The 20,871-nt window shown below is 70.8% G+C and carries 18 protein-coding genes; 11 read left to right on the top strand and 7 right to left on the bottom strand.

All coding sequences use genetic code 11. The annotated features are described in order from the left end of the window. Positions 1 to 86: 86 nt before the first annotated feature. The 4 genes from LV79_RS03010 to LV79_RS02995 are packed head-to-tail and all read left to right on the top strand — an operon-like array spanning position 87 to position 3,131. Positions 87 to 977 carry a Rossmann-like and DUF2520 domain-containing protein gene (locus LV79_RS03010; RefSeq protein ID WP_253831779.1) on the top strand — a complete coding sequence of 297 codons (891 nt, stop codon included), beginning with the start codon at positions 87 to 89 and terminating at the stop codon, positions 975 to 977. After that, a complete protein-coding gene (gene panC / locus LV79_RS03005; protein ID WP_253831777.1) occupies positions 974 to 1,867 on the top strand; it encodes a pantoate--beta-alanine ligase in 894 nt (297 codons plus the stop codon). The genes LV79_RS03010 and panC overlap by 4 nt, the downstream gene beginning before the upstream one ends. A gap of 12 nt (positions 1,868 to 1,879) precedes the next feature. After that, positions 1,880 to 2,353 (top strand): aspartate 1-decarboxylase, encoded by a 474-nt coding sequence (gene panD / locus LV79_RS03000; RefSeq protein WP_253831775.1) that lies wholly within the window; start codon positions 1,880 to 1,882, stop codon positions 2,351 to 2,353. A gap of 1 nt (position 2,354) precedes the next feature. Next, entirely contained in the window at positions 2,355 to 3,131 is a 777-nt protein-coding gene (locus LV79_RS02995) for a type III pantothenate kinase (protein ID WP_253831773.1), read from the top strand. On the opposite strand, the gene LV79_RS02990 is transcribed toward LV79_RS02995, so the two are convergent. Next, complete coding sequence (locus LV79_RS02990; RefSeq protein ID WP_253831771.1) at positions 3,128 to 3,868, bottom strand: class I SAM-dependent methyltransferase; 741 nt, start codon at positions 3,866 to 3,868, stop codon at positions 3,128 to 3,130. The two genes, LV79_RS02995 and LV79_RS02990, sit on opposite strands and share 4 nt — an antisense overlap. 127 nt (positions 3,869 to 3,995) lie before the next feature. Between LV79_RS02990 and lysS the strand changes: the two genes are divergently transcribed. Next, the gene (gene lysS / locus LV79_RS02985; protein WP_253835731.1) at positions 3,996 to 5,450 is read left to right on the top strand and encodes a lysine--tRNA ligase; all 1,455 of its coding nucleotides are present in this window, start codon (positions 3,996 to 3,998) and stop codon (positions 5,448 to 5,450) included. 182 nt (positions 5,451 to 5,632) lie between these two features. Continuing rightward, the gene (locus tag LV79_RS02980) at positions 5,633 to 5,977 is read left to right on the top strand and encodes a histone-like nucleoid-structuring protein Lsr2 (RefSeq protein WP_253831769.1); all 345 of its coding nucleotides are present in this window, start codon (positions 5,633 to 5,635) and stop codon (positions 5,975 to 5,977) included. A 176-nt stretch (positions 5,978 to 6,153) separates the two neighbouring features. Here the strand turns inward: LV79_RS02980 and LV79_RS02975 are convergent, their stop codons facing one another. Next, positions 6,154 to 6,987, bottom strand: coding sequence for a (2Fe-2S)-binding protein (locus LV79_RS02975; RefSeq protein WP_253831767.1), 834 nt, complete (start codon positions 6,985 to 6,987; stop codon positions 6,154 to 6,156). A 375-nt stretch (positions 6,988 to 7,362) separates the two neighbouring features. Here LV79_RS02975 and LV79_RS02970 point away from each other — a divergent pair, with 375 nt between their 5' ends. Together LV79_RS02970 and LV79_RS02965 are read left to right on the top strand one after the other, a co-directional pair. Continuing rightward, positions 7,363 to 9,912, top strand: coding sequence for an ATP-dependent Clp protease ATP-binding subunit (locus LV79_RS02970; RefSeq protein ID WP_253831765.1), 2,550 nt, complete (start codon positions 7,363 to 7,365; stop codon positions 9,910 to 9,912). 724 nt (positions 9,913 to 10,636) lie between these two features. Then, positions 10,637 to 13,804: an AfsR/SARP family transcriptional regulator gene (locus LV79_RS02965; RefSeq protein ID WP_253835729.1), complete on the top strand. Its 3,168-nt coding sequence runs from the start codon at positions 10,637 to 10,639 to the stop codon at positions 13,802 to 13,804. A 233-nt stretch (positions 13,805 to 14,037) separates the two neighbouring features. On the opposite strand, the gene LV79_RS02960 is transcribed toward LV79_RS02965, so the two are convergent. Next, positions 14,038 to 15,054, bottom strand: a complete 1,017-nt coding sequence (locus tag LV79_RS02960; RefSeq protein WP_253831763.1) for an endonuclease/exonuclease/phosphatase family protein — start codon at positions 15,052 to 15,054, stop codon at positions 14,038 to 14,040. Between the two features lie 115 nt (positions 15,055 to 15,169). Here LV79_RS02960 and LV79_RS02955 point away from each other — a divergent pair, with 115 nt between their 5' ends. Further along, positions 15,170 to 16,138, top strand: coding sequence for an ATP-binding cassette domain-containing protein (locus LV79_RS02955; RefSeq protein ID WP_253831761.1), 969 nt, complete (start codon positions 15,170 to 15,172; stop codon positions 16,136 to 16,138). Further along, positions 16,135 to 16,932 carry an ABC transporter permease gene (locus LV79_RS02950; protein ID WP_253831759.1) on the top strand — a complete coding sequence of 266 codons (798 nt, stop codon included), beginning with the start codon at positions 16,135 to 16,137 and terminating at the stop codon, positions 16,930 to 16,932. The genes LV79_RS02955 and LV79_RS02950 overlap by 4 nt, the downstream gene beginning before the upstream one ends. A gap of 45 nt (positions 16,933 to 16,977) precedes the next feature. Here the strand turns inward: LV79_RS02950 and LV79_RS02945 are convergent, their stop codons facing one another. The 3 genes from LV79_RS02945 to LV79_RS02935 are packed head-to-tail and all read right to left on the bottom strand — an operon-like array spanning position 16,978 to position 19,522. Further along, entirely contained in the window at positions 16,978 to 17,775 is a 798-nt protein-coding gene (locus LV79_RS02945; protein WP_253831757.1) for an SIR2 family NAD-dependent protein deacylase, read from the bottom strand. Then, positions 17,765 to 18,079 (bottom strand): antibiotic biosynthesis monooxygenase family protein, encoded by a 315-nt coding sequence (locus LV79_RS02940; RefSeq protein WP_253831754.1) that lies wholly within the window; start codon positions 18,077 to 18,079, stop codon positions 17,765 to 17,767. The genes LV79_RS02945 and LV79_RS02940 overlap by 11 nt, the downstream gene beginning before the upstream one ends. 9 nt (positions 18,080 to 18,088) lie before the next feature. After that, positions 18,089 to 19,522, bottom strand: coding sequence for a M1 family metallopeptidase (locus LV79_RS02935; protein WP_253831752.1), 1,434 nt, complete (start codon positions 19,520 to 19,522; stop codon positions 18,089 to 18,091). A gap of 82 nt (positions 19,523 to 19,604) precedes the next feature. Here LV79_RS02935 and LV79_RS02930 point away from each other — a divergent pair, with 82 nt between their 5' ends. Further along, on the top strand, positions 19,605 to 20,396 hold the full coding sequence (locus LV79_RS02930) for an alpha/beta fold hydrolase (protein WP_253831750.1): 792 nt from the start codon (positions 19,605 to 19,607) through the stop codon (positions 20,394 to 20,396). Here LV79_RS02930 and LV79_RS02925 read toward each other — a convergent pair. Next, positions 20,358 to 20,864 (bottom strand): 2'-5' RNA ligase family protein, encoded by a 507-nt coding sequence (locus LV79_RS02925; protein WP_253831748.1) that lies wholly within the window; start codon positions 20,862 to 20,864, stop codon positions 20,358 to 20,360. The two genes, LV79_RS02930 and LV79_RS02925, sit on opposite strands and share 39 nt — an antisense overlap. Positions 20,865 to 20,871 lie beyond the last annotated feature (7 nt).

The following is a 20,871-nucleotide window of genomic DNA, read 5'->3' as shown; positions in this document are numbered from 1 at the left end:
GTGTCGTCTGGTACCCGCGCCGATGCGGGACTGGAACGAGGTCAGGGAGCGGTGTCCGCCATGTCCTGCACGTTCGGCCACTCGTCATGAGCAGGCCCGCGCGGTTGTCCGTCGGGGTCGTGTCCGCCGGTCGGGTCGGTGCCGTCCTCGGTGCCGCGTTGACCCGAGCGGGCCACACCGTGACCGCCGTCTCCGCTGTCTCCCGCGACTCGCTGCGCCGCGCCGAGCAGTTGCTGCCCGACGCCGCCATCCTCCCGCCGGACCAGGTCGCCGCCGTCGCGGACCTCGTGCTCCTGGCCATCCCCGACGACGCGCTGCCCGGCATGGTCCGCGGCCTGGCCGCGGCCGGGGCGCTGCGCAAGGGCCAGATCGTGGTGCACACCTGCGGCGCGCACGGCGTCGAGGTCCTGGACCCGGCCGTCGAGCACGGCGCGCTCGGCCTCGCGCTGCACCCGGTGATGACCTTCACCGGCCGCGAGGAGGACCTACACCGCATCGCCGCGTGCAGCTTCGGCGTGACCGCCGCCGACGGCGACGAGGTCGCCTGGAACGTCGCCGAGGCGCTGGTCGTGGAGATGGGCGCCGAGCCGGTCCGGGTACCCGCCGCTGCCCGCCCGCTCTACCACACGGCCCTCGCGCACGGCGCGAACCACCTGGTCACCCTGGTCGGCGAATGCGTCGACCTGCTGCGCGACTCCGGGGTGGCCACCCCGGAGCGGCTGCTCGCCCCGCTGCTGTCCGCCGCGCTGGACAACGCGCTGCGCCACGGCGACCGCGCCCTCACCGGCCCGGTGGCCAGGGGCGACGCGGGCACCGTCGCGCGGCACGTGCGGGTGCTCGCCGAGCAGGCGCCGCACATGCTCCCCGCCTACCGCGCACTGGCCATGCGCACCGTCGGCCGCGCCACCGAGGCAGGCCTGCTGCGGCCGGACCTGGCGCCGGACGTCACCGCCGCGATCGAGGAAGAGACCCCATGAAGGCGAAGCCCAGCTTCACCCCCGGACAGCTGCACCTGCACACCTCCCCGGAGGAGCTGGCCAAGACCACCCGGGCGCTGCGCGCGACCGGCCGCAAGATCGCGTTCGTTCCCACCATGGGCGCGCTGCACGAGGGCCACCGCGAGCTGATGAGCCGCGCGCGCCGGATCCCGAACACCGTGCTGGTGGTCTCGATCTTCGTCAACCCGCTGCAGTTCGGCGCCGGTGAGGACTTCGAGCGCTACCCGCGCCCGCTGGAGGCCGACCTGGAGGTCTGCGCGGCGGAGCGGGCCGAGCTGGTGTTCACCCCCGAGCGCGCGGCGCTGTACCCGGAGGGCGCGCAGGTCACCGTCCACCCCGGACCGCTCGGCGACGAGCTCGAGGGCGCGGTCCGGCCGGGGCACTTCGCGGGCGTGCTGACCGTGGTGGCGAAGCTGTTCAACATCGTCCGCCCGGATTACGCGCTGTTCGGCGAGAAGGACTTCCAGCAGCTCACGCTGATCAAGAAGATGGTCCGCGACCTGGACATGGACCCGCACGTCATCGGGATCCCGACGGTCCGCGAGCGCGACGGGCTGGCCAAGTCCTCCCGCAACGCCTACCTCGACGACGCGCAGCGCACCGCCGCGACCGCGCTGTCCGCCGCGTTGACCGCGGGCGCGCACGCCGGTGCCCAGGGCTCTCAGGCCGTGCTCGCCGCGGCCGAAGCGGTGCTGGTGGGCACCCCCGAACTCGAGATCGACTACCTCGCGCTGCGCGGCCCCGACCTCGGCGCGGCCCCCGACCAGGGCGAGGCCCGGCTGCTGGTGGCCGCCAAGATCGGCGGCACCCGGCTCATCGACAACGTCGCGCTGCACCTCGGCGGCGGCGAACTCGGAACGCACGGATAGGAGAGGTCCGCGATGCTGCGCACGATGCTCAAGTCCAAGATCCACCGGGCCACCGTCACCCAGGCGGACCTGCACTACGTCGGCTCGGTCACCGTCGACCCGGTGCTGCTCGAGGCCGCCGACCTGCTGCCGGGGGAGAAGGTCGCCATCGTCGACGTCACCAACGGCGCCCGCCTGGAGACCTACGTCATCGAGGGCGAGCGCGACAGCGGCGTGATCGGCATCAACGGGGCCGCCGCGCACCTGGTGCACCCCGGTGACCTGGTCATCCTGATCGCCTACGGCGTGATGGACACCGCGGAGGCCGCCGTGTTCGAGCCGAAGGTCGTCTTCGTCGACGCGGACAACAAGGTCGTGCACCTCGGTGCCGACGCCGCGCACGCCCCGGCCGACTCCGGCCTGCTCAGCGGCGCGGTGACCGCCGAACCGCCCGCCGAGACCGTCGACGCGGCCAAGCTCGACGCCCTGCTCGCCGCCGAGAGCTGACGTGCTGCTCACCATCGACGTCGGCAACACCAACATCGCGCTGGGCGTGCACAACGGCGAGGACCTGGTGCGCGACTGGCGGATGCGGACCGACGCCAGGATGACGGCGGACGAGTTGGCCATGTCCATGCGCGGCCTGCTCGGCCCGCACGCCGACAACATCACCGGCATCGCGGCGCTGTCCACGGTGCCCGCCGTGCTGCGCGAGCTGCGGGCCATGCTCAGCGGCTACTACCCGCGGGTGCACCGGGTGATCGTCGAGCCCGGGGTGCGCACCGGGGTGCCGCTGCTGGTGGACAACCCCAAGGAGGTGGGCGCGGACCGGATCATCAACACCCTGGCCGCCCACCACCTGCACAGCACCGCCTGCGTGGTGGTCGACTTCGGCACGTCGACCAACATCGACGTCATCTCGGCCAAGGGCGAGTTCCTCGGCGGGGTGTTCATGCCGGGCATCGAGATCTCCGTCGACGCCCTCGCCGCCCGCGCCGCCGCGCTGCGCAAGGTCGAGATGGTCCGGCCGCGCTCGGTGATCGGCAAGAACACCGTCGAGTGCCTGCAGTCCGGGATCATGTACGGCTTCGCGGGCCAGGTCGACGGCCTGGTCCGGCGGATCACCGCCGAGCTCGCCCGCACCGGCCACGACGGCCCGGTCACCACCATCGCGACCGGCGGGCTGGCGCCGCTGGTGGTGGACGAGGCCGAGACCGTCGACCACCACCTGCCGGAGCTGACCCTGCTCGGCCTGCGCCTGGTCTTCGAGCGCAACCGCCGCTAGCGCTTGGTCGCCCGCACCGCCGTGGTGATCATCGGCCGGTCGAATTCGCCCTGCGAGGTCTCCGGGCGCGACCACAGGTAGGTGCGGATCTTGTCGAAGATGCTCGCCCGCTCCGCGGCGTCGATCACCAGCAGGTGCGACTGCGTGCCGAGGCTGGCGAGCATGGATTCGACCGTGCGGCGCTGCGCGTGGTTCCAGGTCTGCTCCTCGGCCGCGCCGAGCAGCTCGTGGCGCGGCGTGCGGTCGTCGAGGCCCTGCAGGTCGCCGACGCTCGACCGGGTCAGCTCGTTGACCTCGGCCAGCCACGGCACCGACAGGTCGTCGTGGTTCCACAGCGCGCCGAACACCCCGCCGGGGCGCAGCACCCGGGTGATCTCGGTCAGCGCCTCGGGGGTGTTGAACCAGTGGAACGCCTGGCCGGTGATGACCACGTCGAACGAGGCGTCCGGGAACGGGATGGCCTCGGCGGTGCCCTTGAGCGCGGGCACGTCCGGCAGCAGCCGGGTCAGCTCGGCGCGCATCAGGTCGTCCGGCTCGACGGCGGTGACCTCCAGGGCGAACTCCAGCAGCGTCTCGGTGAGCTTGCCGGTGCCCGCCGCCAGGTCCAGCACTCGGGTGTGGTCGCCGACGACCCACTCGACGGCCGCGTCGGGGTAGCGCGGTCGGTGCCGTGCGTAGGCGACCGCGTTGCTCCCGAACGACGCGGCACGCTTGGCGAACATCTCGGGATCCTGCATGGACCAACCGTATCCACAGCGGGTCCGGATACCCGTTTGGGTCGCCACCGGCGGTCTCCGTACCCTTCCCTGCGTGACCGACGAGCTGCCCGCGGACCCCGCTACCGGCGAAGACCTGCCCGAACAGATGCGCGTCCGGCGCGAGAAGCGCGCCCGGCTGCTCGCCGGTGGCGTCGATCCCTACCCCGTCGAGCTGCCGCGCACGCACTCCCTCGCCGAGGTGCGCGCCGCCTACCCGGACCTGCCGTCGGACACGGCGACCGGGGACAAGGTCGGCGTCACCGGCCGGGTGATGTTCGTGCGCAACACCGGCAAGCTGTGCTTCGCCACGCTGCGCGAGGGCGACGGCACCGAGCTGCAGGCCATGCTCAGCCTCAACAACGTCGGCGAGGACGCGCTGACCGCGTGGAAGTCCGACGTCGACCTCGGTGACCACGTGTTCATCGCCGGTGAGGTCATCACCTCCCGCCGCGGTGAGCTCTCGGTCCTCGCCGACTCGTGGCAGCTCGCGGCCAAGTCGCTGCGCCCGCTGCCGGTCGCGCACAAGGAGCTGGCCGAGGAGACCCGGATCCGGCAGCGCTACGTCGACCTGATCCTGCGCCCGCGTGCGCGTGACACCGTGCGCAGCCGGGCCGCCGTGGTCCGGTCGCTGCGCGAGAGCTTCCACAACCGCGGGTTCATCGAGGTCGAGACCCCGATGCTGCAGACCATGCACGGCGGCGCCACCGCCCGGCCGTTCGTCACCACGTCCAACGCGATGGACATGGACCTCTTCCTGCGCATCGCCCCGGAGCTCTACCTCAAGCGGTGCGTGGTCGGCGGCCTGGAGAAGGTCTTCGAGATCAACCGCAACTTCCGCAACGAGGGCAGCGACTCCTCGCACTCGCCCGAGTTCGCGATGCTCGAGTACTACGAGGCCTACGCCACCTACGACACCAACGCGGTGATGACCCGGCAGCTGATCCAGGAGGCCGCCGACGCCGCCTTCGGCACCCAGGTCGTCACGCTGGCCGACGGCAGCGAGTACGACCTGTCCGGCGAGTGGACCACGCTGACCATGTACGGCTCGCTGTCGGAGGCGCTCGGCACCGAGATCACCCCGCAGACCCCGGTCGAGCTGCTGCGCAAGCACGCCGCCGACCGCGAGCTGGAGGTCGACCCGAAGCACGGGCACGGCAAGCTCATCGAGGAACTCTGGGAACACCTGGTCGGCAACGACCTGTACGCGCCGACGTTCGTGCGCGATTTCCCGGTGGAGACCTCGCCGCTGACCCGCCAGCACCGCACCGAGCCCGGTGTCGCGGAAAAGTGGGATCTGTACGTGCGCGGTTTCGAGCTCGCCACCGGTTACTCCGAACTGGTGGACCCGGTGGTGGAACGGGAACGGCTGGAGGATCAGTCGCGACTGGGTGCCGCCGGTGATGACGAGGCGATGCGCGTCGATGAGGACTTTCTGCGAGCGCTGGAGTACGGAATGCCTCCCTCGGGTGGGGTGGGAATGGGTGTTGATCGCCTGTTGATGGCGCTCACCGGTCTCGGCATCCGGGAGACGATCCTGTTCCCGCTGGTCCGCCCGGAATGACCCGTTCGGGTATCGAGCACTAACGCAATCCGCCGGATTTGCGCTAGCCTGCCCCAGGCAAGTATTTCTCCCAGTCGCTGTTGCTCACCGTCGAGTCGGTTCGCTGGGCCAGGGTTGTGCGCCGCCACCGCGCGGCGCGGCGACCCAGCGGGAGCAGGCAGTTCCACGCCGGAGGAGGCGCGATGGTGCAGAAGGTCACGGTATCGCTGGTCGACGACCTCGACGGTTCGCAGGGCGATGAGACCGTCGAGTTCGGCCTCGACGGCGCGGCCTACCAGATCGACCTCTCCGCGGACAACGCGGAGAAGTTGCGCGACATACTCGCCGACTTCGTCGACCGCGCCCGCCGTTCCGGTGGTCGCAAGCGGGTTCCCGGCAAGGTGGTGACCGGTCGACCGCGCACCGCTACCGCCGATCGCGAGCAGAACCAAGCGATTCGCGAGTGGGCCCGCAAGCAGGGCATGAAGGTGTCGGACCGGGGTCGAATCCCGACCGAGGTTCTCGACGCTTACAACGAGCAGGCCTGAGCGAGGCCGCTGCGCGCATAAGAGGCTGCCGCCCGGATCGGGACGGCAGCCTCTTGCGCGTTCGTTGATCTTTTGTTAACGCCCGCCGGTCGCCCACTGGCAATTGTGGTCGGCGGGTTGGTGATTCCCACTCGGCGATTCCGGCGGGAATCGGGGCGGAATCGTTCTGGCTTTGGCTAGGCCGGTTCGGCCCTGGGGCGCAGCCGGGGGCAGGACTCGCAGGTCCCCTGGCCCTCGGCGAGCAGGTAGTGGAAGCAGCAGCTCTCCCGCCGCCTGGTCCACCCGCCGCTCTCGGCCGCCGGGCGCAGCGTCGACCCCGAGGTGAACGGCGCGGGCCCGTCCCCGAGCACCAGCGCCGCGTCGAGCACGCCGTCGTCCTCGGTGCCGCCGTAGCGGCCAGCCAGCCACAGCGAGCTGTCCAGCACGTCGGTCGCCGCCGCCCACAGCATCCGCTTGCCCAACCGCACCTGCGGCCCGTACACCTCGACGAAGCGCGCGGCGTGCGCCGCGAACCGACCCCGCAGCAGCGCCGCCAGCGCCTGCTCGTCGGGCACCACGGTGGCCTCCGGCACCCCGGCGGCCGGGTCGTCGGGCAGGCAGACGAAGCGGGGGGACAGCACGGCGATGGCGTCCGGGTGCGGCCTCGGCTCGGCCATCCGGAACGCCAGGTCGGCCGGGCGCAGCGACGGGATGCGGCGCTCGTGGTGGAACATCAGGCCCGCCAGGTAGCCGGGGACCCACAGGTACCAGGTCATCACGTAGCCCGCGGTGGTCCGATCGGGCGAATCCGAGTACTTGTCCCGCAGCCAGCCCGCCAGGCCGTCGCGCCACTGGTCGAAGGCGCCGGGGGTGCGCAGGAACTCGTCGCAGCCCACCCAGCGGTCGCGGTTCTCCGGCACCCCGAAGCGCAGCTCGGCGCGGTGCTGCCGCGGGTTGACCCGGGCGAGTGAATCTGCCAAGAAGCCGTGCCGACCGCGCGCGGCTACGGTCGTCCGGTAGCCCGCGGTCATCGCGGGCCCCGGGCCAGGCGGGTGTCCGCCCGACGGGGGCTCAAGCTGCTCCGCACGGTCGCCCCCTTCCTGGGCCTTCCGCTAGTGAGGCATGCCTTACCTTACCTGCTGCCGCTGACCCGCGGCTGACCACTGGCAGGAACCTGCCCCACCTGGGCGGGTGGTCTTGTTCGCGCTCAGCGGACACGCCACGTCTTGCGGAATCCACCCGGGCACCCGCACGTTGGGTAGACGAGAAGGGGATCGGCAGAGCTGGGCACCGGCCGCGAGTGGCACTGAAGGCCGGGGTCGGGCCTACTACAGTGGTCTCACGGTGCTGACTCCACGTGCAGGACGTGGACAAGGGCCGCCGGCGCAGCTGTCAGGGAGTGGCGAATGTTCGAGAGGTTCACCGACCGCGCGAGGCGGGTGGTCGTCCTGGCTCAAGAAGAGGCCAGGATGCTCAACCACAACTACATCGGCACCGAGCACATCTTGCTTGGGTTGATCCACGAGGGCGAGGGCGTCGCCGCCAAGGCCCTCGAGTCGCTTGGCATCGCCCTCGAGGGCGTGCGGCAGCAGGTCGAGGAGATCATCGGACAGGGCCAGCACGCGCCGTCCGGTCACATCCCGTTCACGCCGCGGGCCAAGAAGGTCCTCGAGCTGTCCCTGCGCGAGGCGCTGCAGCTCGGGCACAACTACATCGGCACCGAGCACATCCTGCTCGGTCTGATCCGCGAGGGCGAGGGTGTCGCGGCGCAGGTACTGGTGAAGCTGGGCGCGGACCTCAACCGCGTCCGCCAGCAGGTCCTGCAGCTGCTGTCCGGGTACTCGCAGGGCGGCAAGGAGTCCACCGAGACCGGTGGCCGCGGCGAGGGCACCCCGTCGTCCTCCCTGGTGCTCGACCAGTTCGGCCGCAACCTCACCGCCTCGGCGCGCGAGGGCAAGCTGGACCCGGTCATCGGGCGCACCAAGGAGATCGAGCGGGTGATGCAGGTGCTGTCGCGGCGCACCAAGAACAACCCCGTGCTGATCGGCGAGCCCGGCGTCGGCAAGACCGCCGTCGTGGAGGGCCTGGCCCAGATGGTCGTCAAGGGCGAGGTGCCCGAGACGCTCAAGGACAAGCAGCTCTACACCCTGGACCTCGGGTCCCTGGTCGCGGGCTCGCGCTACCGCGGTGACTTCGAGGAGCGCCTGAAGAAGGTGCTCAAGGAGATCAAGACCCGCGGCGACATCATCCTGTTCATCGACGAGATCCACACCCTCGTCGGGGCGGGTGCCGCCGAGGGCGCGATCGACGCCGCGTCCATCCTCAAGCCCATGCTGGCCCGCGGTGAGCTGCAGACCATCGGCGCCACCACGCTCGACGAGTACCGCAAGTACGTCGAGAAGGACCCGGCCCTCGAGCGCCGCTTCCAGCCGATCCAGGTCGGCGAGCCCTCCCTCGAGCACACCATCGAGATCCTCAAGGGCCTGCGCGACCGCTACGAGGCGCACCACCGGGTGACCATCACCGACGCCGCCCTGGTGGCCGCCGCGACGCTGGCCGACCGCTACATCAACGACCGGTTCCTGCCGGACAAGGCGATCGACCTCATCGACGAGGCGGGCGCGCGGATGCGCATCCGCCGGATGACCGCGCCGCCGGACCTGCGCGAGTTCGACGAGAAGATCGCCGACGTGCGCCGGGAGAAGGAATCGGCGATCGACGCGCAGGACTTCGAGCGGGCCGCGAAGCTGCGCGACAACGAGAAGCAGCTGCTCTCGCAGAAGGCCGAGCGGGAGAAGCAGTGGAAGGACGGCGACCTCGACGTCGTCGCCGAGGTCGACGACGAGCAGATCGCGGAGGTGCTGGCCAACTGGACCGGCATCCCGGTGTTCAAGCTGACCGAGGAGGAGACCTCCCGGCTGCTGCGCATGGAGGACGAGCTCCACAAGCGCATCATCGGCCAGGAGGACGCCGTCAAGGCGGTCTCGCAGGCGATCCGGCGCACCCGCGCGGGTCTGAAGGACCCCAAGCGCCCGTCGGGCTCGTTCATCTTCGCCGGCCCGTCCGGTGTCGGTAAGACCGAGCTGTCGAAGGCGCTGGCGAACTTCCTGTTCGGCGAGGACGACGCGCTCATCCAGATCGACATGGGCGAGTTCCACGACCGCTACACCGCCTCGCGGCTCTTCGGCGCGCCCCCCGGGTACGTCGGCTACGAGGAGGGCGGCCAGCTCACCGAGAAGGTGCGCCGCAAGCCGTTCTCGGTGGTGCTGTTCGACGAGATCGAGAAGGCGCACCAGGAGGTCTACAACACCCTCCTGCAGGTGCTGGAGGACGGCCGCCTCACCGACGGCCAGGGCCGCACGGTGGACTTCAAGAACACCGTGATCATCTTCACCTCCAACCTGGGCACCCAGGACATCTCGAAGGCGGTCGGCCTCGGCTTCACCTCCGGCACCGACACCGGCTCGAACTACGAGCGGATGAAGAACAAGGTCAACGACGAGCTGAAGAAGCACTTCCGCCCGGAGTTCCTCAACCGCATCGACGACATCATCGTCTTCCACCAGCTCAACGAGGCCCAGATCATCACCATGGTCGACCTCATGATCGCCAGGGTGGAAACCCAGCTGCGCAACAAGGACATGGCGCTCGAGCTGACCGACAGGGCCAAGAAGCTGCTCGCCAAGCGCGGCTTCGACCCGGTCCTCGGCGCCCGCCCGCTGCGCCGCACCATCCAGCGCGAGATCGAGGACCAGCTCTCCGAGAAGATCCTCTTCGGCGAGATCACCCCCGGCCAGATCATCCTCACCGACGTCGAGGGCTGGGACGGCGAAGAAGCCAACGCCGACAAGGCCCACTTCGTCTTCCGCGGCGAGCCCAAGCCCACCCGGGTCCCGGACTCCCTCCCCGTCGAACTCTCCTCCACCGGAGAATCCGACGCAGCCGCAGGCGAATAACCGCTAGACCCCGAGAACGGCCCCCAGGGATCCCCCTGGGGGCCGTTCTCTTTTCCCGCTCAACTCCCGAATCCACCTCATCCTTAACTCTCCAGCGGCACCCCGCTCCATCAATCCCCATACCAATATCAACCCACCCGTCGCGATTGGCGAAGCCCCAACGACGTTGGCCCTAAAGCACCCGCCAACAATGTTGGCCCCCCGGTGGCCCGTCAACAACGTTGCCCCACGCGCCCGCCACCGACGTCGGCCCAAGACGCCCGCCACCGACGTTGGCCCGCCCTCGCTCCACGAAGTCGCTGGTGCCAGGCCGGCTCGATGGGGTGGACTTGTTTTGTGTGGGGGAGGACCACCCGTAGCGTCGTCAGGGGCAGGGGAGGGCCGCTCTGTGGCCCCCTGCTTTTAGCCCTTCCCAGGGTGGTCCCGGGGCCCCGCACAAAATGAGTTCGCCCCATCGAGCAAAGCTCGAAACTCGCGCCTGTTCGATGGCGCAGCCGAGGCGTCTACCGCAGCGCAGCGGAGGCACGAGACCCGGAGATCCCCAGCCCGCAGCACACCCACAAGATCAAACCACCCCAAGCACCCCCCGATATCCAGCCTACCGGTCACCCCAGACAAATCGCCCCGCCCGAAAGCGCCCCTGTGGATAACCCCGACGACCGCACCGCATGCCTGGCAGCCCCCGGAGCGGCCGGTCTGGAAAGCTGGGGGTGTGCAGGTGGCGATGCTCGGCCCGCTGCGTCTCGTTGGGCAGGACGGGGCGGTTGTCGGGCTGGGTGGGGCTCGGTTGCGGATGTTGGTGGCCCGGTTGGCGTTGGACGCCGGGCGGGTGGTGTCGGTGGCCGAGTTGGTCGCTGGGTTGTGGGGGGATGAGCCGCCCGCGGATGCGACCAATGCGTTGCAGTCCTTGGTGTCGCGGTTGCGGCGGGGGTTGCGGGCGGGGGCGGATGGGCTGGTCGAGTCGCATCCGGCGGGGTATCGGTTGGCTGTTGCGGCCGAGCAGGTCGATGTGCACCGGTTCGAGCGGTTGGTGGCCTCGGGGCGGGCCGCGGCGCGGGAGGGGCGGTACGCGGAGGCCACGCGGGTGCTGGCCGACGCTGAGGGGCTGTGGACCGGCCCCGCGCTGGCCGGGTTGGAGGACGCGCCGTTCGCGGGCAACGTTGTGGCGCGGTTGGGGGAGTTGCGGGTCGGTGCCCGTGAGGATCGCATTGATGCCGAGATCCGGGATGGGCGGCACACGGAGGTCATCGCCGAGCTGTCGACCCTGGTGGCTGAGCACCCGTTGCGCGAGCGACCGGCCGCGTTGCTGGTGAAGGCGTTGTTCCTGTCCGGCAGGCAGGCCGAGGCGCTCGCGGCGTACGAGCAGGCGCGGCGGGTGTTGGCCGAGGAGCTGGGGGTCGAGCCGTCGCAGGAGTTGCGGGAGCTGCACGTCTCGGTGCTGCGGGGTGAGATCGCGCCCGCGCCGGTGAAGGCCGTGACCGCGGCGTTGACCAGCTTCGTGGGCAGGCGGACCGAGCTCACCGAGGTCACCCGGTTGTTGGACTCGACCAGGCTGGTCACGCTGGTCGGCCCCGGGGGCGCCGGCAAGACCCGGCTCTCCCGCGAGGTCGTGGCCGGGTTGGACGGCATGTCGTGGTTCGTCGAGTTGGCAGGCGTGCGCGCCGCGGACGACGTGACGGCGGCGGCGCTGGCCGCGTTGGGCATCCGCGAGTCCCGGCTCATCGAGACCCACCCGGCGCCGCGGCCGGGGACCGCGCTCGACCGGCTGGTCGAGGTGCTCGGCAGCCAGCGCAGCGTGCTGGTCCTGGACAACTGCGAGCACCTCATCGAGGCCGCCGCGGCGTTGGCGGACGGGTTGCTGGCCCGCTGCCCACGGTTGCGCGTGCTGGCCACGAGCCGCGAACCGCTCGCCATCACCGGAGAGTCCGCGTACCCGCTCGGCCCGCTAGGTCTACCTGCGGAGAGCGCGCGCCCGGACGAGGTGACCGAGGCCGAGGCGGTCAGGCTGTTCGCGGACCGCGCCGAGTCAGCATCACCAGGCTTCCGAGTGGACGACAGCAACGCGGCCGTAGTGGCGGAGATCTGCCGGGGGCTCGACGGGCTGCCCTTGGCGCTAGAGCTGGCGGCGGCACGGTTGCGGTCGATGACGGTCGGCCAGATCGCCGAGCGGCTGCACGACCGGTTCCGGTTGCTCACCGGCGGCAGCCGCACCTCGCTGCCCAGGCACCGGACGCTGCGCGCGGTGGTCGAGTGGAGCTGGGACCTGCTGGAGAAGCCGGAGCGGGTGCTCGCCGCCCGGATGTCGGTGTTCCCGGTCGCCGCCCTGGACGAGTCGATCACCGCCGTGGCCGCCGACGACGACCTGCTGCCCGTCGACGACGTGCTCTACGTGCTGGCGTCGCTGGTCGAGAAGTCCATCGTGGTCGCAGCCGAGGGCCGGGACGGGCAGGTCAGGTACCGGATGCTGGAGACCGTCCGCGCCTACGCCGCCGAGCGGTTGACCGAGCTGGGCGAGACCGAGCAGGTGCGGCAGGCGTTCTGCCGGTACTTCCTGGCGTACCTGCAGGAAGCGGAGCCCCGGCTGCGCGGACCCGAGCAGGTGTGGTGGCTGGCCAGGGTCACCGCCGACCACGAGAACCTGCTCGCGGGCCTGCGGTACGCCATCGCCGTCGGGGACGCGGACCTGGCGCACCGGATGGCGGTCAGCGCGGGCTGGTTCTGGATGATCGGCGGTCACCACCGGGAGGCGCTGAACCTGGTCGTCGAGGTGGCCGCGATCCCGGGGGACGCGCCGCCGCACGCCAGGGCCACGCTGCGGTCGATGGCCGCGTTCGTCGAGTCCGGCGGACTGGTGGACAAGGACTTGCTCCGGACGTTGCGCGCCGACCTGGTCGCCACCGACGCGATATCGCACTACCCGATCATGGCCATGCTCGAGCCGATGCTGGCCGCCTTCGCGGGCGACGCCGAGGACGCCATCGCCGGGCTCGGCCGGGGCGCCAACCACCCCGACCCGTGGGCCCGCGCCCTGTCCCTGCTCGCGGCGGCCTTCCTGCACGACAACCAGGGCTACCTCGCCGAGGCGGAGGAAGCGGGCGAGCGCGCCCTCGCCGCGTTCCGGGCCCTCGGCGACCGCTGGGGGCAGGCCATCGCCATCGGCCAGGTGTCCGACCGCAGGTCACTGCGCGGCGACCACGCGGGCGCCATCGCGGCCAACGAGGAATCCGTGCGGCTGGTCACCGAACTCGGCTCGGTCGACGAGATGCCCGGTGTGCTCGGCAAGCTCGGCGTCCAACGCTCCCGCGCCGGTGACCTGACAGGCGCCGAGGCCGACCTGCGCCACGCCCTCGACCTGGCCAAGTCGTCGAGCACCCAGGAGAACCAGGCCCTGCTCTACGGCTGGCTCGCCTCCATCGCCTGCCAACGCGACGACCTCCCCGCCGCCAAGTCCCTGATCGCCCAGTGCAAGGCGACGCTGACCACCATCGACAACCACACCCCGCACTGGTTCTCGCTCTACAGCAGCATCACCGCCCAGATCGCCCTCGCCGAGAACGACCCCGCCGCGGCTATGACCCATCTCGCTACCGCTGTGTCGCTTATGAACGATATCGGCGACATGCCGCTCATCGGTTCGTTGGCTGAGGTCACGGCCCAGGCACTGCTGGCCGCGGGGGATGCTGCTGGTGCTGCGCGTCTCTTGGCGCTGGCGGAGGTGATTCGGGGGGCGCCGGATTTGGGGAATCCGGTGGTAGTGAAGTTGCGTGGTGATTTGACTGCTGCGTTGGGGGCGGATGGGCATGCCGCCGCTCATGCGGCGGGGATGGGGCTTGATCGGGCGGCTGCTTTGGTTGAGCTCAATCGGGTGTTGGGGATTGGGGCGGAGGAGTAGGGGGTCTCTTGCCTTCGCTTCGCTACGGGTGGTCCTCCCCCACACAAAACAAGTCCGCCCCATCGAGTAGTTGGCACCAGCGCCGTGGTGGAGCGATGGTGGGCCAACGTTGTCGGCGGGTGCTTGGGGGCCAACGTTGTTGGGTCTTCGCCAGTCGTGAGTGGTGGGCTGGGACTGGCGTGGGGGCTTGGTGGAGCGTTGGGATAAGGCGGTCGGGGAGACGGGGTGGGGGGTTAGCGGGGGAGGGCTAGTTCGGCGAAGACGGCGTTGTGGTCGCTGCCGGGGAGGTCGTAGACGGCTACGGAGGTGGCGTGGAGGCGGCGGTCCATGACTATGTGGTCGATGGTGACGGGGGGGCTGGGGGGTGACTTGGAGGACCAGGTGGGGCGCATTCCCTCGCCGGTGAGTTCGGCGGCGTCGTCGTAGCCGCGGTCCAGGAGGCCGGTGAAGGCGTGGTGGTCGAGGGTGGCGTTGAAGTCGCCGGAGAGGATTCGGGGGCGGCCTTTGGCGTCGGGGGCGGGGAGTTGGCCGAGTTCGCGTTGCCAGGTCTTGCGGGCGGTGTCGTTGGTGGTCGGGGGGACGATGTGGATGGTCACGACCTCGATGTCGAGGGGGCCGGAGAGGTCCACCACGGCGGCGACGTTCTCGAAGGTGGTGTTCTCGACCAGGGAGATCTGGCGCAGCGGGATCCGGGAGAGGATGCCGCCGCCCTCGCCGCCCGGGACGGGTTGGACGGCGCGGTAGGGCAGGAGGTCGCCGAGGCCTTCGGCGTCGAGGGACGCGAGGGCGGCCGGGGTGAGTTCCTGCAGCGTCAGCACGTCGACCTTGGCGTCGCGGACCAGGGAGACCAGGACCTCGGGGTCGGCGCGGCCGATCATCAGGTTGGCGGTCATCATCCGCACCCGCTGGCCCTGGGGGACGGGGTCGCCGTCGGGCAGCAGTCGGGGGAGCAGCAACACACCGAGTGACAGGGTCAGCACCAGGGCGAGCGCGGTGATCACCTTGCGGCGCAGCGCCAGGGCGAGCAGCGTGAGGACGGCGCCGTACCCGGCCACGTACGGGGTCAGCGCCAGCGTGATGGCTGTGAGGTTGTTGCCGTCGATGCCACCCAGGCGCATGACGGCGATCGCGATCAGCGGCGCGACCAGCAGGGCCAGGAAGAACGTCACGCCGCGGCGGCGACGGCGTCGGGGTGGGGCGTGGTCCTCGTCGGTCGGGACCGCCACGTCCTCGGTCTGGTGCGCCGTCATACGACCAGGATGCCTGAGAAGGGCGGGCGGTGTTGTCAACCGCTGACAGTGTCCTGTGCGTGGTTTGACAGCGGCGAGGGCGACGCTGGGTCCGAACGAGAAGGAGGGGGCGAAGATGTCCTACGCGATCGAGGCCGAGGGGCTGGTCAAGCGCTTCGGTGACACGGTTGCCCTGAACGGGGTCGACCTCGCGGTACCGGCTGGCAAGGTCCTGGGGGTCCTTGGTCCGAACGGCGCAGGCAAGACGACCGCTGTCCGGGTGCTGGCGACGCTGCTGCGCGCCGACGAGGGGTGGGCCCGGGTCGCCGGGTACGACGTGGTCTCGCAGGCCACCGCGGTGCGCGGGATCATCGGTCTGACCGGGCAGTACGCCTCGGTCGACGAGGACCTGTCGGGCACCGAGAACCTGGTGCTGATCGGCAAGCTGCTGGGCCTGCCCAAGGCCGCCGCCAAGGCGCGGGCCGCCGAGCTGCTGGCCAAGTTCGAGCTGAGCGACGCCGCGGGCCGGTCGGTCAAGACCTACTCCGGCGGGATGCGCAGGCGCGCCGACCTGGCCGCGAGCCTGGTCGGGCGACCGCAGGTGCTGTACCTGGACGAGCCGACCACGGGGTTGGACCCGCACAGCCGCAACGAGGTGTGGGCGACCGTGCGCGGCCTGGTCGACGAGGGGGTGACGGTGCTGCTCACCACCCAGTACCTGGAGGAGGCCGACCAGCTCGCCGACCTCATCACCGTCATCGACCACGGCAAGGTCATCGCCGCGGGCACCCCGTACGAGCTCAAGCGCCGCACCGGCGGCCAGAGCCTGCAGGTCCGGCCGACGGTGGCCGCCGACACGCCCGCGATCGCGGCCATCCTGCGCGACCTGACCGGCATCGATCCGCTGGTCAACGCGGACGCCGGCCTGTTGTCCACCCCGGTGGACAACCCGATGCTGCTCTCGGCGGTCGTGCGCAGGCTCGACGAGGCGGGCATCACCGCCGACGAGATCGGGCTGCGCCTGCCGAGCCTCGACGACGTCTTCCTGACCCTCACCGGTCGCACCACCCCGAGCGCCCCGGTCGCCGAAGGGAGCCTGGCATGACCACCGCTATCGCCCCCACCACCCACATCAGCCCCGGCAGCGCGCTGCGGCACGGGTTCACCCTCGCGGGCCGCGCGGTCACCAAGGTCCGCAAGAACCCCGAGTCGCTGCTGGACGTCACGCTCCAGCCGATCATCTTCCTGCTGCTGTTCGTCTACCTGTTCGGCGGCGCGATCCAGGGCAGCACCGACGCGTACCTGCAGGTCCTGCTGCCCGGCCTGATGGTGCAGAACATCGCCTTCGCCAGCCTCGGCACCGGCATGGCGCTCAACACCGACATCACCAAGGGCGTGTTCGACCGGTTCCGCAGCATGCCGATCGCCCGGTCGGCCCCGCTGATCGGCGCGGTGCTCGGTGACGTCGTGCGGTTCGTGGTGACGCTGACCGTCCTGTTCACCGTCGCGGTGATCATGGGCTTCCGGGTGCAGACCGACCCGGGCCGGTTCCTCATCGCGATCGCGCTGCTGATCGCCTTCGGGCTGTGCCTGTGCTGGGTGTCGGTGTTCGTCGGGATGCTGGTCAAGAGCCCGCAGGCGGTCCCGGGCACCCTGGTGGCGTTCATCTTCCCGCTCACCTTCGGCAGCAACGTGTTCGTGCCGTCGGACTCGCTGCCGGGTTGGCTCCAGGTCTGGGTCGACATCAACCCGGTCACCCACCTGGCCAACGCCGCCCGCGGCCTGCTGCTCGGCGGCGACTGGGTGGGCGACGCCGGATGGGCGTTCCTGTGGGGGATCGGCATCGCGGCGGTCTTCTTCCCGCTGGCACTGCGCGCGTACCGCAAGCGCGTGGGCTGAGTCCTACCACGAAGAGGCGCGGCAGGGATTCCCTGCCGCGCCTTCTCAGCTGTTGACGCGCGCCTGGATCTCGGCGAGCGCTTCCGCGGCGGGCATCGGCAGCGAGATCCCCCTGCCGTGCCGGACTTCCGGCTCGCGCGGGTTGATCCGGATCAGCCGACCGGAGGCCGCGCTGGCCAGTTCCGAGTACCGCCGCACCGTCGGGACCGCTTGTCCCGCACCGATCTCCACCACGGCCAGGTCGCGGACCGCCCGCCGCCACCGCGCCAGGTCGTCCACAACGGACTGGCTGCGGTCCGGCACCCACCAGGAGTCGCCGAACATCAGGATGTTCGGCCGGGCAAGGGCTCCGCAGGTCGGGCACGCGGGCAACTCGCCGACCGCGCGCATGGTCTCCGGGTCGATGGCCACGTCCACCTCGGCCGCCCAGACGTCGCTGCGGCACGGCAGCGTGCACTGGAGGTGGTGGATGGAACCGTGCACCTCGGCCACGTCGGTGAACCCGGCCAGTTGGAACTGTCCGTCCACATTGGATGTGAACACCCGGGCGCCCCAGTCGAGCAGGACCTTGAACCCGCTGTGCGGCACGGTCGTCCGGTACAGCGCCAGCCGGTGGCCGTAGAAGCCCCACGCCAGTTCCGGGTCGTCGGCGAAGTGCACCGGGTCGGCCAGTTCCTCGAACCGCAACCCCAAGCGCTGGTAGGGCGGGTACGCCCGCCAGAAGCCCTCGGTGCCGCGGAAGTCGGGCAACCCGGAGTCGACCCCCATGCCCGCCCCCGCGCACACCAGCACCGCGCCTGCCGTGGCGATGGCCTCGGCGGCGCGGTCGAGCTCAGCCGTCACCCTTCGGACCCGCCGACTGCACGACCTCGAACTCCAGCAGGCTCGACCCGGTGCCGACCGGCTTGGCCCGCTCGCCCGCGTGCGCCTCCTTGGCCGAGCCGCCCATCCACGCCTGGAAGTGCTCCTCGGTCTCCCAGCGGGTGTAGACGAAGTAGCGGGTCTCGCCGCCGGTCGGGCGCAGCAGCTCGAAGCCGAGGAAGCCGGGCTGCCCGTCGACCGCGCCGAGCCGGGCGGCGAACCGCTTCTCCAGCTCGGGGCCGGAGCCGTCGGGGACCTCGATCGCGTTGATCTTCACGATTGCCATGCGCACAGCCTACTTGCGCAGGCTCCCGGGGTAGAGGTCGTCGTCGCCCGGTTTGCCCGCTCGGCGGAACCAGGCGTCCAGGAACGGCCGCAGGTCGGTGCCCGCGACCTCGTCGACCAGTGCCTCGAAGTCGGCCCAGGAAGCGTTGCCGTCGCGGTGCGTGCTGGTCCAGCGCTTGAGCAGGGTGTCGAACTTCTCCTCGCCGAGCTTGCGGCGCAGCGCGTGCACCGCGAGCTGGCCCTTGTCGTAGACCGCGGTGAACTCCTTGCCCGCGCCCATGTCGACCAGCTTGCGGTCCCAGTACGAGTCGGTCTTGCGGGCCACCGTGGTGCGGTAGAGCCTGTCCAGGTCGACGCCGTTCTCCCCCTCGTCCCACAGCCACTGCGCGTAGGAGGCGAAGCACTCGTTGAGGCACACGTCCGACCAGCGCTCCAGCGACACGCTGTTGCCGAACCACTGGTGGGCCTGCTCGTGCACGACCACGTCCAGCTCCGCCCACTTGGCGTAGATCGGCCTGGTCTGGGTCTCCAGCGAGAAGGAGATGCCCTCGTTGAGGAAGATCCCGCCAGCCGCGCTCTGCGGGTACGGGCCGAACTTGCCAGCCAGGAACGCCAGCACCTGGGGCAGCCGCGACTCGACGGACCGCTTGGCCACCACCCCGGGGGCGTAGGCGTCGACCACCGGGGTGCCGTCGGGCAGCGCCGACCGGTCGAAGGTCCACTTGTCGATGCCGACGGTGGTCAGGTACGGGGCGATCCGGTTCGGCTCCACCCAGGTCGACGTCGTCCAGCCGCCCTCGGTGCCGGTCGACTCCTCGCGGCCGTTGGAGACCACCGACCAGCCCTCCGGCACCCGCGCGGTCAGCCGGAAGGTGGCCTTGTCCAGCGGGTGGTCGTTCACCGGGAACCAACTCGACGCCGAGTGCGGCTCGCCCGCGACGAACGCGCCCCCGGACGCGGAGATCTGCCAGCCGCTGACCCCCAGCGTCGCGTCCTTCTCGACCTTGGGCTTGCCCGCGTAGGTGACCCTGGTGCGGAACACCGCGCCTGCCGCGACCGGCGCGGCCGGGGTGATCACCAGCTCGTGCGCGCCCTCCCGGCTGAACCGCGCCTCGGTGCCGTCGACCTCCACAGCGGACACGTCGTAGCCGGTGAGGTCCAGGTTGAACCGGGCCAGCGCCGCGTCCGCCGTCGCCGCGACCGTGGTGTCGCCCTCGAGCCGCTTGGTCGCCGGGTCGTAGCTGATGGCCACCTCGTAGCCGGTGACGTCGTAGCCGCCGTTGCCGTCGTCGGGGTAGTACGGGTCGCCGATACCCGCCGCACCAGGCACTTTGGCCTGCTCCGACGGCTCGGGCGGCTGCGGCTCCTCCTGCCGAGTGGGGGTGGTGCACGCCGCCAACGCGCTCGCGGCGAGCAGCACGCAGACAACTCGGGCACGGACCACAGCGACTCCAAGCACTAGGGGGATGCCTCCATCATGGCCCGTCGCGGGCACCGCCGGTGTCGACTCCGGCAGACTCACCCGCATGAGCAGGCCTGACGTGGTCACCTTCGGCGGCGACGGCCCGCCGATCCTGCTGCTGCACGCGCTCATGGGCCGCGCGGCCACCTGGTGGTCGGTCGCGCCATGGCTGACCCGGCACGGCAGCGTGATCGGCGTCGACGCGCGCGGGCACGGTCGCAGTCCGCACCGGGGTGGACAGTGGCGCACACCGGACTTCGTGGCCGACGCGGCCGAACTGGTGGCGGGCCTCGGCGCACCGGCTGTCGTGATCGGACACTCGATGGGCGGTCTGCACGGCATCGCGCTCGCCGCCCAGCACCCGGACCTGGTGCGCGGCCTCGTGCTCGAGGACGTCGGTGTCGACCTGCGCGGTCGCACCGTCGACGACTGGCGCGCCCTGTTCGACGCCTGGCCGGTCCCGTTCGCGTCGATGCGGCACGTGCGGGAGTTCTTCGGCCCGGCAGCCGACTACTTCAGCGAGTGCGTCGAGGAACGCGCCGACGGGTACCACCTGGTCGCGGGACCGCACGAGCTGGTCGACATCGCCGCCGAGTGGGGCGAGCACGCGTACTGGGACCTCGTCGACCGCGTCCGCTGCCCGGTGCTGGTGATCGAGGCCGAGCACACGGTCATGCCTGCCGGTCAGCAGGCTGAGATCGCGGCTCGCGTGCCCGGCGGGGGAACGCACCTCGTGGTCGAAGGCGCGGGCCACCTGGTGCATGACTCCGCACCTAGGACGTACCAGGGCGCGGTGGAGGCGTTCCTGTCGTGGGTCCTACACGAGGACGTCGAGGTCACCGGTGACCGTGTCTAGGATCGCGACCCCGGCGACCTTGGCCTGCACCGGCTCCACGGGGAACAGGGTCCGGAAGGCGGTCGCGGCCTGCTCGTCGGACACCCCGTTGGCGAGCGTGCAATGCGGGACCCAGGACCCGGGCAGGTAGTAGCTGTTGGGGTTCTTCACCTTGCCCGCCAACACGTCGTGCACGGCGGAGTGGACGGCCAGCAGTTCGGTGTCCACCACGGCGCCGAGCATCAGGACGTTCTCGGTGTTGGCGAAGGCGGACAGCGTGTAGAGCCAGAGGTTCGGCACCGACAGGACCCGCAGGTCGGCCTTGAGAGCCGCGCGGGTCTTCGCCGGGATGTCGGAGGCCATGGCGAAGGTGACGTGCGGCGGGAAGCGCCGCGCACCGGGCACCCCGGCGGCGTCGAGCCGGTCGAGCAGCCTGGTGACCGCCGCGTTGGCCCGGTCGTCGAACAGGACCACAACTGCCTGTGCCATGCGGTCA

The sequence above is a fragment of the Actinokineospora globicatena genome (genome assembly GCF_024171945.1).
GTDB lineage: Bacteria > Actinomycetota > Actinomycetes > Mycobacteriales > Pseudonocardiaceae > Actinokineospora > Actinokineospora globicatena.
The sequence above is the reverse complement of the archived record's forward strand: the minus strand, read 5'-3'. Positions and strand labels throughout refer to the sequence as shown.

Bases quoted from the DNA above. Each gene is read 5' to 3' on its own strand.
- LV79_RS02925 (WP_253831748.1), bottom strand. From the start codon at position 20,864: ATGGCACAGGCAGTTGTGGTCCTGTTCGACGACCGGGCCAACGCGGCG.
- LV79_RS02940 (WP_253831754.1), bottom strand. From the start codon at position 18,079: ATGGCAATCGTGAAGATCAACGCGATCGAGGTCCCCGACGGCTCCGGC.
- LV79_RS02955 (WP_253831761.1), top strand. From the start codon at position 15,170: ATGTCCTACGCGATCGAGGCCGAGGGGCTGGTCAAGCGCTTCGGTGAC.
- LV79_RS02960 (WP_253831763.1), bottom strand. From the start codon at position 15,054: ATGACGGCGCACCAGACCGAGGACGTGGCGGTCCCGACCGACGAGGAC.
- lysS (WP_253835731.1), top strand. From the start codon at position 3,996: ATGCGCGTCCGGCGCGAGAAGCGCGCCCGGCTGCTCGCCGGTGGCGTC.
- LV79_RS02930 (WP_253831750.1), top strand. From the start codon at position 19,605: ATGAGCAGGCCTGACGTGGTCACCTTCGGCGGCGACGGCCCGCCGATC.
- LV79_RS02950 (WP_253831759.1), top strand. From the start codon at position 16,135: ATGACCACCGCTATCGCCCCCACCACCCACATCAGCCCCGGCAGCGCG.
- LV79_RS02980 (WP_253831769.1), top strand. From the start codon at position 5,633: ATGGTGCAGAAGGTCACGGTATCGCTGGTCGACGACCTCGACGGTTCG.
- LV79_RS02990 (WP_253831771.1), bottom strand. From the start codon at position 3,868: ATGCAGGATCCCGAGATGTTCGCCAAGCGTGCCGCGTCGTTCGGGAGC.
- LV79_RS02970 (WP_253831765.1), top strand. From the start codon at position 7,363: ATGTTCGAGAGGTTCACCGACCGCGCGAGGCGGGTGGTCGTCCTGGCT.
- panD (WP_253831775.1), top strand. From the start codon at position 1,880: ATGCTGCGCACGATGCTCAAGTCCAAGATCCACCGGGCCACCGTCACC.
- LV79_RS02975 (WP_253831767.1), bottom strand. From the start codon at position 6,987: ATGACCGCGGGCTACCGGACGACCGTAGCCGCGCGCGGTCGGCACGGC.
- LV79_RS02965 (WP_253835729.1), top strand. From the start codon at position 10,637: ATGCTCGGCCCGCTGCGTCTCGTTGGGCAGGACGGGGCGGTTGTCGGG.
- panC (WP_253831777.1), top strand. From the start codon at position 974: ATGAAGGCGAAGCCCAGCTTCACCCCCGGACAGCTGCACCTGCACACC.
- LV79_RS03010 (WP_253831779.1), top strand. From the start codon at position 87: ATGAGCAGGCCCGCGCGGTTGTCCGTCGGGGTCGTGTCCGCCGGTCGG.